The following is a 14,949-nucleotide window of genomic DNA, read 5'->3' on the forward strand; positions in this document are numbered from 1 at the left end:
AGCCCCGTCCGCGACCGCCCGCCGTGGCCGAAACCGCCCGGGTTCGCGGCGGCCGAGCGGCCGGGCCGCACGACGGCGGCAGAGCGCAGGAGGCGCGGTGCGCGACCACCGCGCACCGCGCCTCCTGGAGGCGGGTGCGTCGGTGCCCGGGGCTGATGCCCCCGGGCGGCCGCGTCAGTGCAGGGGGCTGATGCCGGTGACGGCGGTGTCGTCGTCGTGGGCGACACCGGCGAGGCCGCCGGCGCGCTCGGCGCGTTCGCGGAAGCGGGCCCGGACGTCGGTCGGGACGAGCTCGAGCAGCTGGTCTTCTCTCAGCGGCAGGTCGAGCAGGCTGAGCTTGAGGCGGCCCTTGCGGCCGTGCCGGTCGGCGTCGAGCCGGATCACCTGGCCGGCGTCTCGTCGCAGCACGAGCCTGATGACGCAGCCCTCGCTGACGTCGGCGACCACGCGGCCGTCGACCTCGAGCGCCGCCGAGTGCGTGCCGTCGCCGATCTCGAACCGCAGCTGTTCGCGCGGGCCGAGGACGACCGAGCGGTCGATGCCCGACATCGGCGCCACCGGGGTGACCACGACGGCGGCGATCGCGGGCGACAGGATCGGCCCGCCCGCGGCGTAGTTGTAGGCGGTCGAGCCGGCCGGCGTCGCCGCGACGATCGCGTCGGCCTTGTAGTAGCCGTAGGGCGTCTCGTCGAGCACGAGGTCGGCCGAGACGACGCCCTCGCCCGGGCGGCGGGCCACCGAGGCGTCGTTGAAGGCCAGGTAGGTGTTCTCGAAGCCGGTCGTCGAGTGCGTGACCTCGAGGGCGTGGTGCGGTTCGAGCGAGAACTGCTTCTGGCCGACGCGGTCGAGCGCTTCGGGCAACTCGTGCGGCTCGACCTCGACCAGGAAGCCCACGTTGCCGTAGTTGACACCCAGCACGGGCACGGGACGTTCGGCGACGAGCCGCATGGCGCCCAGCATCGTGCCGTCGCCGCCGAGGGCCACCACGACGGTGACGCGCTCGCGGAAGGTGCGCTCGTCGACCAGCTCGACGCCGTCGCCGACCCGGGCCGCGTCGCTCGTCATGGCGACGAGGTGCGCCTGTGAGCGGGTCGTCCAGCCGCGGATGATCTCGACGCTGTCGAGCACCGACTTCGTGGGGTGCGGAACGAGGCCGACCGTGAACTTGCCCATGGACGCGAGGCTAGCCGCCACCCCTGTCAGCGCGCCCTGTCAGCCCGCCTGCGCACTGCTCTATGCCCCCAGCGAACAGGGGCAGATTAAGCCGCGGGGCCTGGTTACTCTCTCTGTAAACCGGTGCCGAACCCTGCGGGCGCCAGATGCACATTCGGTGGCGACAACCACCCCGCCACCTAGGGAGCAAAGAAGATGTTCGAGAGATTCACCGACCGTGCCCGTCGCGTCGTCGTCCTCGCCCAAGAAGAGGCGAAGATGCTGAACCACAACTACATCGGCACCGAGCACATCCTGCTCGGTCTGATCCACGAGGGCGAAGGCGTCGCCGCCAAGGCCCTCGAGTCGCTGGGCATCTCGCTCGACGCCGTGCGCGAGCAGGTGCAAGACATCATCGGCCAGGGCCAGCAGCAGCCGACCGGCCACATCCCCTTCACGCCTCGTGCGAAGAAGGTCCTCGAGCTGAGCCTGCGCGAGGCGCTGCAGCTCGGCCACAACTACATCGGCACCGAGCACATCCTGCTCGGCCTCATCCGCGAGGGTGAAGGAGTCGCCGCCCAGGTGCTCGTGAAGCTCGGCGCCGACCTCAACCGGGTCCGCCAGCAGGTCATCCAGCTCCTCTCCGGCTACCAGGGGAAAGAGGCGGTGGCCGTGGGCGGCGAACAGACCCAGGGCGCGCAGGGCGGCAGCCAGGTGCTCGACCAGTTCGGTCGCAACCTGACGCAGGCCGCGCGCGACAACAAGCTCGACCCGGTCATCGGGCGCGAGAAAGAGATGGAGCGGGTCATGCAGATCCTCTCCCGTCGCTCGAAGAACAACCCCGTCCTGATCGGTGAGCCCGGCGTCGGCAAGACCGCCGTCGTCGAGGGCCTGGCCCAGGCGATCGTCAAGGGCGAGGTCCCCGAGACCCTGAAGGACAAGCAGCTCTACTCGCTCGACCTCGGCTCGCTCATCGCCGGCAGCCGCTACCGCGGTGACTTCGAGGAGCGCCTGAAGAAGGTCACCAAAGAGATCCGCACGCGCGGCGACATCATCGTCTTCATCGACGAGATCCACACCCTCGTGGGTGCGGGTGCCGCCGAGGGCGCCATCGACGCCGCGTCGATCCTCAAGCCGCTGCTCGCCCGTGGCGAGCTGCAGACGATCGGTGCGACCACGCTCGACGAGTACCGCAAGCACTTCGAGAAGGACGCCGCCCTCGAGCGCCGCTTCCAGCCCGTGCAGGTCAACGAGCCCTCGCTGCCCCACGCGATCAACATCCTCAAGGGGCTGCGCGACAAGTACGAGGCCTTCCACAAGGTGTCGATCACCGACGGCGCCATCGTCGCGGCGGCGAACCTCGCCGACCGTTACGTCAGCGACCGCTTCCTGCCCGACAAGGCCATCGACCTGATCGACGAGGCCGGCGCCCGCCTGCGTCTGTCGATCCTGTCCGCACCGCCCGAGCTGCGCGAGTTCGACGAGCGCATCGCCGGCGTCCGCGGCCAGAAAGAGGGCGCGATCGAGGACCAGGACTTCGAGAAGGCCGCGTCGCTGCGCGACGAAGAGAAGAAGCTGCTCGGTGAGCGCCTGCGTCTCGAGAAGACGTGGCGTTCGGGCGAGGCCGGAGCCGGCGGAACCGTCGACGAGGGCATCATCGCCGAGGTCCTGGCCCAGGCCACGGGCATCCCGGTCTTCAAGCTCACCGAAGAAGAGACCTCGCGTCTCGTCTTCATGGAGAAGGCCCTGCACCAGCGCGTCATCGGACAAGAGCAGGCCATCGCGGCCCTCTCGAAGACCATCCGCCGCACGCGTGCCGGCCTGAAGGACCCCAAGCGTCCCTCCGGCTCGTTCATCTTCGCCGGGCCCACGGGCGTCGGCAAGACCGAGCTGGCCAAGGCGCTCGCCGAGTTCCTGTTCGACGACGAGGGCGCGCTGATCTCGCTCGACATGTCCGAGTACGGCGAGAAGCACACCGTCTCGCGTCTGTTCGGTGCCCCTCCCGGGTTCGTCGGCTTCGAAGAGGGCGGGCAGCTGACCGAGAAGGTCCGCCGCAAGCCGTTCTCCGTGGTGCTGTTCGACGAGATCGAGAAGGCCCACCCCGACATCTTCAACTCGCTGTTGCAGGTGCTCGAAGAGGGTCGTCTCACCGACGGTCAGGGTCGTGTCGTCGACTTCAAGAACACGGTCATCATCATGACGACCAACCTCGGCACGAAGGACATCACCGGCGGCCCCGTCGGCTTCCAGATCGAGGGCGACACGGCGACCTCCTACGAGCGCATGCGTTCGAAGGTCACCGAAGAGCTCAAGAAGCACTTCAAGCCCGAGTTCCTGAACCGCGTCGACGAGACGATCGTGTTCCCGCAGCTCAACCAGGAAGAGCTGCTGCAGATCGTCGACCTGTTCATCAAGCGCCTGTCCGACCGTCTGCTCGACCGCGACATGACGGCCGTGCTCTCGCAGTCCGCGAAAGAGCGGCTCATCGAGATCGGGTTCGACCCGTCGCTCGGTGCCCGGCCGCTGCGTCGTGCCATCCAGCACGAGGTCGAAGACCGGCTCTCCGAGCGCATCCTGCAGGGTGAGCTCAACGCGGGCGACCACGTCCAGGTCGACTTCGTCGACGGAGAGTTCACCTTCGCCACCTCGCGTCAGCCGGGTCGCGAAGAGGTCCTCGTGGGCGACGCCCCCGAGATCGAGAGCTAGGCGCGACACCAGCACGACAGCAACACCGGCACGACAGCAACACCGAAGGAGGCGCGGGTCGCCTTCGACGCCCGGGGCGGTCTTCCACGACGGAGGCCGCCCTTCGGCGTACCCGGGGCCGGGTCGCGAACGCGTCGCTAGGCTGGGCGGCGGCCCGCGCCTCCTCGGGTCGTGGTCTTCGAGGGAGTCCCATGTCAGACGCGGCAGACGCGCCCACCGGTGCCGACGGACCCGGCGGTGCCGACCAGCTCGGCGGGGCCGACCGACACGGCATCACGGTGCGGAACGCGGTCGTCAGCGACGTGCCGCACATCCAGCGGCTGTGCGAGCCGTTCGTGCAGAAGCGCATCCTGCTCGGCAAGGACCTCGTGACGCTGTACGGCGACGTCCAGGAGTTCCAGATCGCTGTCGGGCCCGACGGGGTCCCGATCGGCTGCGGCGCGCTGCACGTCATGTGGGACGACCTGGCCGAGGTGCGCACGCTCGCCCTCGACGCCGCGTGGATCCGCAAGGGGGTCGGCCACCGCCTCCTCGAGTCGCTCGAAGGGGCGGCCCGCAAGCTCGAGATCGGCCGGCTGTTCTGCCTGACGTTCGAGGTCGACTTCTTCGAGAAGCACGGGTACCTCAACGTGGGCGACGAGGGGCTCGTGTCGCCGGACGTCTACGGCGAGCTCGTGCGCTCGACCGACGAAGGTGTCGCGGAGTTCCTCGACCTGGCCCGGGTGAAGCCGAACACGCTGGGCAACTCGCGGATGCTGAAGGCGCTGCCCGCGCTGTAGTCGTTCGCGAACTCGCGCACGAACTCGCGTTCGCTGCGGCCGGTCGAGTGGTCGCGAATCGTCCCTCGCCCCGCTGGGAAGGACGATTCGGGACCACTCGACCCGCGCCTCCTGGGCTCTGGGGGCTCGGGCGCTAGCCGAGGGCCTTGAGGAGGTCCTCGGGGTTGGCGGCCATGGTGTGCGGGCCGGCGATGTCGAAGAAGACCTGCTCGATGACGTCGAGGTGGGCCTCGAGGAACGCGCGCAGCGAGAGCGCGTCGTAGAGCATGACCTGGCGGTTGGGGTCGTCGGGGACCATCGCGGCGTAGGTGTCGTCCGACGAGAAGAGCAGCAGGATGCGCTTGTCGGTGTTCTCGCGACCGAAGACGCGGACCTGGTCGCCTTCGTCGGGGAGGGCTCCGTCGTCGGGGCCACCGGTGGAGGGTGCGGAGCCGGCGGCGGCGCTCGCGTCGGTCGGCAGCACGAGCTTCGGGACGACGACCACGTCGTGCCGCAGGGCGAAGGCGACGGCGGCGGCGTCCTGGGCGGCGAGGGCCAGCTCGAGCGACTCGGAGCGGAAGGTTCCGTTGCGGTCGGCCGGGTCGACGGGCTCGCGGGGGTCGACGGGCTCGGAGGAGGGGGTGGCTGCGTTCACGGGTGGGTCACTGTCAGTTCAGGATCATCTGGGCGGTGTCGGCGGAGGTGATGTCGCCGACCGAGACGGCGAGGCGGTAGGTCGCGCCGCCGGCGGTGACGGGTTCGCGCGAGGTCGACTCGCAGGTGTCGGTGGACGAGCGCGTGCGGTCCCAGGCGATGGGGGGAGTGCTGAGGGTCTGGCCGGCGGTGAGCGTGACGACCTGGTTGGTGCCGTTGACCTGGCAGTCCTTCGACGACCAGTACTGCTCTTCGCCGCTCGTGATGACGAGGGTCTGTTGCGCCGAGCCGAGGTCGATCGAGCAGTCGGCGCGGCCCGAGTTGGTGATCGACATCGAGATCTGCGGCAGTTCGGTCGCGGCGTAGCTCGTCTTGTCGGTGACGGGCTTGAGTTCGATGTCGCGGGTCGAGCAGGTCGCGGCGTCGGAGGCGCCCTCGGTCGAGGTGTCGGCCGGGTCGGCGGTGGCGTCGGCCGCGGGGGCGGTCTCGGTGGCGGCCGGTTCGCTGGGGGCGGTGTCGGCCGGGGGCGCGGTGGTCGTCGCGGCGGCACCGGGTTCTGCCGAGCCGGACCCGGGGCGGACGACGATCAACACGATGATGACCACGACCGCGATCAGACCGAGCGCGAGCACCGCGCGACGACGCCAGTAGACCGAGGGCGGTTGCGGCCCGACCGGGTTCTTGAACGTCGACATGGGCACAGGTTAAGGGCCGGTCAGGGGGTTGGCCGGGACCAGCGCGGCGTGTGGGCTGAGAATCCGCGTGGAGCGGGGTGCAGGTGCCTGGTTAGGCCGCCGACCCGGGTGTACCCCGGTGCGGGCGATGCCGGGTCGGTGCGGGGGATCGGGCGGTCGGGACGTGGGGCCGAGTGGGCAGAAGATGCTCGTCGTGGGCGGGGGAGGAGCATCTTCTGCCCACTCGTGCCCTGGTCTCGTGTGGGCCGGGCCGGTGTGTGGGGCCTCGGTTCCGGAGGCGCGGGTCGAGTGGTCGCAGATCGTCCTTCGGGTGCGTCGGAGGGACGGTTCGGGACCACTCGATGGGGCGGTGTTCGTGCTCTTGGGCGCGGGTGCGGGCGCGGCCGTCGAGTGGGCAGAAGGTGCTCGTCGTGTGCGTGGCAGCCGCATTTTCTGCCCACTCGCGCCCGGTGTCGGAGGTGCCGGACGTGCCGACGTGCTGGACCATGCGGGACGTGCCGACGTGCCGACGTGCCGACGTGCCGACGTGCCGAACGGTGCGCGCGGCTTCGGGCTAGGAGTCGCGCCTGGCCCTGACTCCTACTCCGGGTCAGGAGAGGCGGGTCAAGTCACGAGGCGGGTCAGATGGCCTGGGTCGACCCGACGTCCGGAGTCGTGGGTCGGCTCAGATTGCGCTGGTCGACTCCCGGCTCAGGAGGCGCGGGTCGAGTCGACTCAGAAGGCCCGGTCGAGCTCGCGGTCGCGTTCGGAGCCGGCGGCGCTGAACGCCCGGCGGAGCGCTTCGCGCAGGTTGCCTGACTCGGCGTCGACGAGCTGGGTGAAGCCGAGGCGGCGGGCTTCGGAGGCGCGTTGCTTGGGGGAGGACACGGGGCGGATCTCGCCGGCGAGACTGATCTCGCCGACGGCGGCCATGGTCTGGGGGAAGGGTTTCTCGCGGCTGGCGCTGGCGAGGGCGAGGGCGATGGCGAGGTCGGCGCCGGGTTCGGTGATCTTGATGCCGCCGACGGTGCTGACGTAGACGTCGGCGTCGCCGAGGCGGATGCCGGCGCGGCGTTCGAGCACGGCGAGCAGCATGGCGACGCGGGAGGAGTCGACACCGTTGACGACGCGGCGGGGTTGGGGCGTCGAGCTGGCGACGATGAGCGCCTGGACCTCGACCGGCAGGGCGCGGCGGCCTTCCATGGCGACGGTGATGCAGGTGCCGCTGACGGGGGTGCCGTTGCGGGACATGAAGAGGCCGCTGGGGTCGGCGACCTCGGCGATGCCGTCGCCGGTCATCTCGAAGCAGCCGACTTCGTCGGTGGGGCCGAAGCGGTTCTTGTGGGCGCGGATGAAGCGGAGCGCGGTCTGACGGTCGCCTTCGAACTGGCAGACGACGTCGACGAGGTGTTCGAGCAGGCGGGGGCCGGCGATGGTGCCGTCTTTGGTGACGTGGCCGACGAGCAGGACGGGCAGGTTGCGGTCTTTGCTGACGCGGATGAGGGTCGAGGCGACCTCGCGCACCTGGGAGGTGCCGCCGGCGATGCCGTCGATGGTCGAGGAGGAGACGGTCTGCACCGAGTCGACGATGACGAGTTGGGGGTCGACCTGGTCGATCTGGCCGAGGATGACCGAGAGGTCGACCTCGGCGGCGAGGAAGAGGTTGTCGTGCATGGCGCCGGTGCGTTGGGCGCGGAGGCGGACCTGTGAGGCGCTTTCTTCGGCGGTCACGTAGAGGACGCGGGCGCCGGTGGCGGCGGCGCGGGAGGCGACCTCGAGCAGCAGGGTGGACTTGCCGACGCCGGGTTCGCCGCTGAGCAGGATGGCGGCGCCGGGGACGATGCCGCCGCCGAGGACGCGGTCGAACTCGGCGATGCCGCTGGGCCAGTAGGCGACGCTGTTGGCTTCGACCTGGGTGATGGGTCGGGCGATGCGGTCGCCTTCGACGCGGACGGAGGCGGTGCCGCGGGCGCTGACGAGGGCCGAGGTGACGTCGACGACGGTGCCCCACTTCTGGCACTCGCCGCAGCGCCCGGCCCACTTGAGCGACGTCCACCCGCACTCGGTGCAGCGGAACGGGGGAGTGGTGGTGCGAGCCATACCGTCAGCCTAGGAGGCGCCCCCGACATCGGCGGAGCCGCCCGTCGGGGACGTGGCGGCCGTGTGGGCGGCGACGGCTTCGGCCTCGCGGGCTTCGTGCGCGGTGGCGGCTTCGTCGGCGGCGATGCGGGCGAGGCGGGCGGTGATGGCGGGTTCGAAGGCCGAGGCCCAGACGCGGTAGCCGCGGTCGTTGGGGTGGAAGAGGTCTCCAGCCGAGTTGCGGTAGGTGCGGAAGAAGCCCTGGCGGCGGGTGGTCTCGTAGAGCGGGGCGACGGTGAGGCCGAACTCGCCGGCGACGCGGCGGACGATGGCGTTGGCCTCGACGAGCTTCTTCTCGCGGTCGGGAATCCACATGGCGGGCAGGTCGCCGACGATGGCGTGTGAGGGCAGGGCGCCGTAGATGACGCGGAGGTTCTTCTCGAACGACTCAGGGTTGAACTGGATGATGTCGTTGGCGCCGATGGCCACGGTGACGATGTCGGGTTCGTACTTCTCGAACTTGGGCAGCTGGTCTTTGCGGCAGAGCCAGGTGGTCGAGCCGCTGACGCTGAGGTTGACGACGCGCAGCGACGTGTGGCTCTGGCGGCGCATGTAGGCCGAGAGGCGGCCGACGTAGCTGCGGGCCGGGCTCGAGGCGCCGATGCCCTGGGCCGCGGAGTCGCCCATCGCGACGTAGAGCAGCTTGCCCTTGCGGTCGAAGCGGTCGCGCCACCAGGCGGAGTGGACGGGCAGCAGGGCGTTCAGGTCGGCGGCGGCCGCGTTGCGGCGCTGCATGAAGTGGCTGACGCCGGCGCCGGCCGCGGCCGTGGTGGCGAGGGTGACGCCGACGCCCGAGAGGAAGGCGGTGAAGGTGTGGCGTGAGGGCATGGGCCGAGGCTACGCCCGGCTCTGATGCCCGCGCCGAGCGTCTGTGCACCCTGTGCACAACCCCGAGGAGGCGCGGTGCGGTGGACGAACAATCCCCCGGTTTCGTCCCTGCCGCCGGATGTACTAAACTCGTACTCGGTACCGTGTCCGAGCGGCCGAAGGATCATGTCTCGAAAACATGTGTGGGGGTTAACTCCACCGTGGGTTCAAATCCCACCGGTACCGCCACAGGGTTGTTTGCGCATCATCCGAAATTCGTTTGCGGAACTCAGCCCGAGAAGAAAGCCCCCGAGTAGCTCGGGGGCTTTCTTCCGTTTCTGGGCCAAGAAGCGCTTCCCGGCGAGGGGTTCGGGACCTCTTGGCCTCTCCCTCTCGGCCACCAGGCGTGCGGGCGGCTTAAACGACGAAGCGACGCGCCCTTCTGGGCGCGCCGGATTGACTCGTGAGCGGTGGGGGATAGCGGAAGGCTCGGGTGTGGTGCCTTGGAACGGGCCTGGGCCTACGTTCGCGGAGGCGGATCGACGGTGGGTCCACTCGTCGGGAACGGGGACAGTTCGGGTCGGACGTAGTCGGCGCGGTAGTTGCTCATGCCCTCGGCATCACGACGGCGGGTGCGCCGTGCAGGCACCGGCGTCAGGCCCTTCGCGACGCGGCGGTCGCGGTCCTTCGGCGCTCGGTGCTTGGCGGCGAGGAAGGTGACGATCTTGCGGATGTTGGCGGCCGTCGCGAGCATGGCGAGAAGGAACTGCTGAGCGGCGAGACCGCGCAGGCGCCGTGCACTGGAGTCGGCGATGCGCTCGGGACCGGTCTTGATGAAGGCGTTGAAGCTCTCGATGCTGTTGCGGTCGCGGCGGTAGGTCTTGGACCACTCCTTGCTGCCATAAGGCAGCATCTGGTTCATCTTCTCGCCGTCCTCCGGGCGCACCTTGATCGAGGTCTGGCAGCAGACCTTATCTGTCTGCTTGGGGACGTTGGCGCGCAGCACCTGCCGGCGTTCCTTGTCCGGCGATGCACGCTTGTCGAGCTTGCGGAGGGGGCACTCGACCGTCGCACTCGGGCCGAGGGCTGGGCAGCGCATCTTCACGTTGCCGTTGGCGTCGGGACCCTCCTTCTTGTGGAGTCGGTATGCGTCACGCTCGTCGATCTGCTGGGACCACTCGACGTTGTCGATCTCCTTGTTGTTGCGCCGCACCGTTGCATCGAGGAGTCGCTTCGGTGTGCCGGGGCAGAACTGACCGCCTTCAACGAGCTTGGCTCCGCCGACCTGGCCCCGCACACCGGTCTGGTTCGCGCGGTTGTAGTCGAAGACGAGGCCGACGCCGAGCTCTCTCATCGGACGGTGGAAGTCCTCCATCGTGAGACCCGCGGAGTACCCGAGGTCGGACGAGAGGCGCGCGATGTCGTACCCGCGTTCCTGGATGTTCTTCACGAGCTCGACGGTGTGGAACCCGATGCCTTTGTTGGGCGTCGTCAGGCTCGCCCCACGGATCAGCTGTGGTGCTTCGGTGGGGTCCCCTGAAGGGTCCTCGTTGACGTCGATGATGAGGTTCGCGGTGTAGGCGAGCAGCCACCGGCTCCGTGCCTGCTTGACGCTCGCCTTGCCGTTCTCCTTGGTGTGCTTGCTGAAGACGCGTTCCTTCTCTCCCTTGTCGATCGGGTACAGGTCAGCTTCGAGTTCCATCGCGTACTTCGGCTGTTCCTTGTCCGTGCCCGCGATGAACATGGGCTGCTCGACGCCGTTCTCCCGCGGCCAACGGTTCTTCTGGCTCGGTGCACGCAGCACTGTCTGGTCGACGGAGAGCGCGAGACGCTGACGTCGCACGGCTCGAGGCAGGTTCTGGGCGGTGGCCTCCAGCAGCGTGTTCGTGAAGGTCATGCTGCGCTCGTGTGCGCGGCGTTCGATGTTCTTGTCCCGGAGCGCGTCCAGGCTGCTCCGCTCGTCCCGGGTGAGCAGGCGGCGGGGCGCCGGCCAGGCGTCCCAGAGGTCGATGATGCGGTGCATGGCCCGCCATGCCAGGAAGTACCAGTCGTTGGGCTTGTCGTTGTCGTACAGGTGAGCGATGCCGAGCTCGCGACGGGCTTCATCGTCGAGACGGTGTTCGAAGACGCGGCCCATCTCGCGCACGAAGATCATGGACTGCTCCGACAGGAGCATCATCACCACGGTCAGGATGGCCAGGTCATCGATCTTCGGTTTGGCACCGCCCGGGGCTTTCTTCTCGCGGTCCTCCGCGCGCCATGTCGCGAGGAGCTCGATGACACCCGATGAACGGAGGAAAGTCATCCACTCACGGGCGTCGGCGCCGCGGAACTTGGTCGTCTTGGTCGATCCGCTGACGATCCGGTCGGCCGTGTAGATGCCGTTGAAGAACTCCTCGTCATGGAAAGAGGGCTTGCCGGTCACTGAGTCGCTCCCGTTGAGCGGAGAAGCGCGTGAAGCTCAACCTCGGGCATGACCTTGGCCAAGGGCGCGTAGCGAAGGAGGGACGAGACGTTCTTGAAGCCGGCCGCGTAGACGATGCTCGCCAGGGGCAGAACGTTGATCTGGTCCACGATCCAGGTGATGCGGAGGCGCCGAATAGCAGGACCGTCGTATCGGGCGCCGTAGTGCATCAGCGCGATCTCCCGCGAGGACTCCTTGCGGTGGGGGATGACCGCGTAGTCATCGTCGCCGAGTCCCTCGAAAGCGATGTCTGCGTACGAATTCCACCCGATTCGGATGGGGATGCTTCGCGGCGCCTTTCCGGTCACACGGACGACCCAGCCAGCCGGAGTGCGCGTCAAGTCCCGGCCACGGACCGCGGCGATCTCGGTCGCACCGAGGCCTGCGCCACCGGCAAGCGCGAGAAGCCCATAAGAATCCCGGCGGGCTCGGTCGGTGGACCTCGACGCGGCCCAGCTCTCGAAGGCGGGAAGCTCGGAATGCGAGAAGGGTCGTATCTCCCGGCTCTGCTTGTTGAGGCGGTGAGGAGACGGCTCGTAACCAAGCGCTTCAGCGAGGTTCAGGAGTCTGGTCTCGGCAAGCTGCTGCGTCTTGGCGCTGGGGTAGGTGCGGGCGAAGCGGTAGATCATGGACGGGTAGAAGAGGTCATCGCGGCGCAGCTCCGCACCGGCTTCGTGGAACGCCCACACGACGTACCGGCTCGCGAAGGTCAGGAGGATCCTCGTGTAGAGCATGTCGTGGGGTTTGGCGTCGAGGACGCACGCGAGCGTGAAGTCCCGAACGGGCAGCCACTTGGTCGGGGCGATACGTCGCGGCTGATAGCGCAAGATCGCCTCCTGTAGCTCCAGCGTGGCGTGGTCATTAGATTGACCAAAGTGTGCTACGGCACGCTCGAGTTGGGAAGAGGGGGAAGTCGGAGGCTGTGTCTCGTCAGGGGTGGTCACGAGAGATGGACATGAGACAAGACAAGGCCATCAAGCGGTCTGGTGCGCTTTCAGCGCACATCTAGACTGCGGAGGTGCCTGATCCACGTTTCGAGCCGCGGTCCTACCTGCGTGAGCCAGGCCGCTTCGGTCGCGACCCCGAAGCTCAGTGGGTCTCGGCGGTGTCGTTCTCGTCAGGCCAGCTCGACCAGTGGGGCGCTGCTCGCATTCAGCATCGCCTGGCGTGCAGCATCCGAGTCGAGATAGCGAGACAATTCCGCTCTGTCGGGACGTACGCGGCTGCCTCTGGGCAGAGTCCTGAGCGGCTGGGGCGTCTGCTTAGGGGTGAGGTCGTGATGCGTCTGGAAGACGTGGCAAATGCCCGTCGCCATTTGGGCGTCTGAGGGAACCTGGCCGACGCGGGAAGTGATCGTCTTGTCCCTATACGGGCGTCATGGCCGCAGCCTCGGCTCGCGCCGGGGTGGTAACCATCAGCGAAGTGAGTACCGCCGGGGGTCGTCGTCCGCTCTGGCGACGTAAGGCAAGAGCCGGTCGAGCGCTTCGGCTGACTGCAAGCCGGCGACCTCCAACAACAGGTCGAGGGGCGTCCCCCGCCGGAGGTGTTCCACGATCCAGGTCGCTCGCATGCGTCGGGACTGCAGCTCGACCGCAGGGCGTGGATTCCGGCTGACGAAGTCCGTGACGAGATTGATGTTCCCGCCTCGCTGCCCGCTCCGGAATGCCCACCGGGAGGCTGCCTTGGACGCCGTTCGGCGCTGCAGGAAGGGGGCCCACTGAGCAAGAACCGGGACGTTTCTCGCCTCGTCACCCGACACGCGCACCGCGACGCCCCGACTATCTGACGTGATGTTCACGAGTTCTAGATCGATGATCTCCCGCCCCGTCAGTCCTGCCCCGAGTCCGAGCGCGAGGAGCGCGCCGGCGCTGGTCGTCCGTTCCTCGTCGTGCTGGCTACTGGCCCACGACAACAACGACGCCACCTCGCTCGGGGTGTACGGACGTGACGCCTCAGCCTTGCCCAGGGCCCGGAATGTACCCGCAGCTTCGTCGCCCAGGAGCGCCTCCGACGTGCGTCTCAACCGAGCGCGCAGGGTGTTCTTTCCTGCCCTGCTGTACTGCCCGAGGTGATGCTGCACGAAGCGGTTGATGAACCTCGGGTCGAAGACGTTGTCATCTTCGAGGGGAACGTTAGCTACCGCCCAGGCGAACAGGGCGAGACGGGAAACGGCCGGGTAGAGCTCCTTCTCGGAGTACGGCGTTCTGGGGGCCGTGTCGCGGACGACGCGCCGCACGTAAGGGCGGATGGCGGCCCACTGATCAGCAGGCATCTTCGGCGTGTAGTCGTAATGAGCCGCAGCCAGCACCTCGGGCTCCCTCTCGGCCATGCGCTTCATTACCTCGAGCTGCCGTTCGCGGCGTTCGTCAGCTTCATCGCTCACCGGCGCTCATCTCCAAGCTCGAAAGTGGTCATTACAATGACCAATTTGTGATACGTTCGACGGGGCGGCCGTGCGCGCGAGCTGGCGCGCCTAGCCTTGCGGCATGGGTAGAACAGCGCGTGCGAAACCAGCCGCGCTGGCCCCGTCCCCGTGGCCAGACGTTCGCTCGGACGACCCGATCGGGGAAGTGGCTCGCAGATTCGCGCAGAACCTTCGTCAGGCCGTCGGCAGTCGCAGCATCCGGTCGGTAGCCGAAGCTTCAGGTGTCACCCATACGACTCTGCTCAGCGTCCTGGCGGGCCAGGTGTGGCCGGACCTCGAAACGATCGCGAAGCTCGAGCGGGGGCTCGGCGTTTCCCTTTGGCCGCGCCACAGCTGATCGTTCCAACGTGACGGTCTTGGTCATGTCGATTCATCAGGCCTTTGCCCGCCCCCGGGGTCTGTCTGCGGCGAGGGTCTGTCGGGAATGTCCACCATGGTCACCTCGTCGGCCCTGGGGATTGGTGCGAACCGTTGCTGGTTGGCAGTGGGAAGTTCGTCGAGCCAGACTGCTCCTCGCTCTACCAGCCGGGCTCGAAGTGACGTTCCGGTGATGTTCTCTGCGGCGTCAGTGACCGGAGTTGCCTCGAGTTGGAACTCACCGAGCCTGAGGCATAGCTCGAGATAGGTCAGATAGGTCTGTCGCACATGGGCCAAGAGCTCGTCGGGGGCATCTTCGGTACTCGTCTCGCGGAGCACATCTGACGTCGGCGCCCAGCTGATCGACGCCTCGTGCTCATCTATGGCTGCTGTGAGGCCCGAGAGTGGGCCGGCAGGGTGAGCTCTCCATGTGACGCTGCTGCTTGGTTGGGCTATGAGCGAGTCGCTCAGGTCCAGGAAAAGCCCTTGAATCGTGATGATGCCGAAGGCCTTGCGCTGCCCCGAGGTCGGCTTCGCTTGTTTGCTTGCATCCATGGTCATTACTATTACCACCATCCATGCGGAGGGTCCAGGATCACAAGAAGTTAGAAGGTGGCGGAGTGGCCGAGGGCGAGCAGACTGCAGGGCAATACACGATTGTCGGATTAGGCGCGAGCCCGCCGAGCGTGGTCGTCTGGAGAGCGGATGTCTCGCGCGTGGCTCAAGATTGGCGACTTGCCGGAGTCGATCTGGGAATGAGGGATGGGAGGCCTTTCGGGTCTCTCCACTTCGAGGAGGTCAACGGATCGCGCC

12 protein-coding genes and 1 tRNA gene are annotated in these 14,949 nt (G+C 68.0%); 4 read left to right on the top strand and 9 right to left on the bottom strand.

Features of this window, described 5'->3' with window-relative positions; all coding sequences use genetic code 11:
* Nucleotides 1-174: 174 nt before the first annotated feature.
* The gene (locus tag SZ60_RS05960; RefSeq protein ID WP_043594566.1) at nucleotides 175-1,173 is read right to left on the bottom strand and encodes an NAD(+)/NADH kinase; all 999 of its coding nucleotides are present in this window, start codon (nucleotides 1,171-1,173) and stop codon (nucleotides 175-177) included.
* Nucleotides 1,174-1,368: 195 nt separating this feature from the next.
* On the opposite strand from SZ60_RS05960, the gene SZ60_RS05965 reads away from it, so the two are divergent.
* Together SZ60_RS05965 and SZ60_RS05970 are read left to right on the top strand one after the other, a co-directional pair.
* Nucleotides 1,369-3,858, top strand: coding sequence for an ATP-dependent Clp protease ATP-binding subunit (locus SZ60_RS05965; protein WP_043594568.1), 2,490 nt, complete (start codon nucleotides 1,369-1,371; stop codon nucleotides 3,856-3,858).
* A 191-nt stretch (nucleotides 3,859-4,049) separates the two neighbouring features.
* Complete coding sequence (locus SZ60_RS05970; RefSeq protein ID WP_082059911.1) at nucleotides 4,050-4,637, top strand: amino-acid N-acetyltransferase; 588 nt, start codon at nucleotides 4,050-4,052, stop codon at nucleotides 4,635-4,637.
* 133 nt (nucleotides 4,638-4,770) lie between these two features.
* Here SZ60_RS05970 and SZ60_RS05975 read toward each other — a convergent pair whose 3' ends face one another.
* The 4 genes from SZ60_RS05975 to SZ60_RS05990 all read right to left on the bottom strand — a co-directional run bounded on the left by SZ60_RS05975 (nucleotide 4,771) and on the right by SZ60_RS05990 (nucleotide 8,911).
* Nucleotides 4,771-5,271 (bottom strand): hypothetical protein, encoded by a 501-nt coding sequence (locus SZ60_RS05975; RefSeq protein WP_052505199.1) that lies wholly within the window; start codon nucleotides 5,269-5,271, stop codon nucleotides 4,771-4,773.
* 13 nt (nucleotides 5,272-5,284) lie between these two features.
* Complete coding sequence (locus SZ60_RS05980; RefSeq protein WP_043594569.1) at nucleotides 5,285-5,965, bottom strand: hypothetical protein; 681 nt, start codon at nucleotides 5,963-5,965, stop codon at nucleotides 5,285-5,287.
* Nucleotides 5,966-6,679: 714 nt separating this feature from the next.
* Entirely contained in the window at nucleotides 6,680-8,044 is a 1,365-nt protein-coding gene (radA, locus tag SZ60_RS05985) for a DNA repair protein RadA (RefSeq protein ID WP_043594570.1), read from the bottom strand.
* A gap of 9 nt (nucleotides 8,045-8,053) precedes the next feature.
* Complete coding sequence (locus SZ60_RS05990) at nucleotides 8,054-8,911, bottom strand: SGNH/GDSL hydrolase family protein (protein WP_156155508.1); 858 nt, start codon at nucleotides 8,909-8,911, stop codon at nucleotides 8,054-8,056.
* Nucleotides 8,912-9,048: 137 nt separating this feature from the next.
* Here SZ60_RS05990 and SZ60_RS05995 point away from each other — a divergent pair.
* Nucleotides 9,049-9,139, top strand: a tRNA-Ser gene (locus SZ60_RS05995).
* A gap of 271 nt (nucleotides 9,140-9,410) precedes the next feature.
* Here SZ60_RS05995 and SZ60_RS06000 read toward each other — a convergent pair.
* From SZ60_RS06000 to SZ60_RS06010, 3 genes are all read right to left on the bottom strand, one after another.
* Nucleotides 9,411-11,315, bottom strand: a complete 1,905-nt coding sequence (locus SZ60_RS06000; RefSeq protein ID WP_043594572.1) for a hypothetical protein — start codon at nucleotides 11,313-11,315, stop codon at nucleotides 9,411-9,413.
* Nucleotides 11,312-12,181 carry a hypothetical protein gene (locus SZ60_RS06005; RefSeq protein WP_152970196.1) on the bottom strand — a complete coding sequence of 290 codons (870 nt, stop codon included), beginning with the start codon at nucleotides 12,179-12,181 and terminating at the stop codon, nucleotides 11,312-11,314. Before SZ60_RS06005 ends, SZ60_RS06000 begins: the two co-directional genes overlap by 4 nt.
* A 587-nt stretch (nucleotides 12,182-12,768) precedes the next feature.
* Nucleotides 12,769-13,737: a hypothetical protein gene (locus SZ60_RS06010; RefSeq protein ID WP_152970197.1), complete on the bottom strand. Its 969-nt coding sequence runs from the start codon at nucleotides 13,735-13,737 to the stop codon at nucleotides 12,769-12,771.
* Between the two features lie 103 nt (nucleotides 13,738-13,840).
* Between SZ60_RS06010 and SZ60_RS17850 the strand changes: the two genes are divergently transcribed.
* On the top strand, nucleotides 13,841-14,116 hold the full coding sequence (locus SZ60_RS17850) for a helix-turn-helix transcriptional regulator (RefSeq protein WP_082059912.1): 276 nt from the start codon (nucleotides 13,841-13,843) through the stop codon (nucleotides 14,114-14,116).
* A gap of 23 nt (nucleotides 14,117-14,139) precedes the next feature.
* Here SZ60_RS17850 and SZ60_RS17115 read toward each other — a convergent pair whose 3' ends face one another.
* Nucleotides 14,140-14,712 carry a hypothetical protein gene (locus SZ60_RS17115; RefSeq protein ID WP_156155509.1) on the bottom strand — a complete coding sequence of 191 codons (573 nt, stop codon included), beginning with the start codon at nucleotides 14,710-14,712 and terminating at the stop codon, nucleotides 14,140-14,142.
* Nucleotides 14,713-14,949: the final 237 nt, after the last annotated feature.

It is taken from the genome of Frigoribacterium sp. MEB024 (assembly GCF_000878135.1).
In the GTDB taxonomy this organism is placed as follows: Bacteria; Actinomycetota; Actinomycetes; order Actinomycetales; family Microbacteriaceae; genus Frigoribacterium.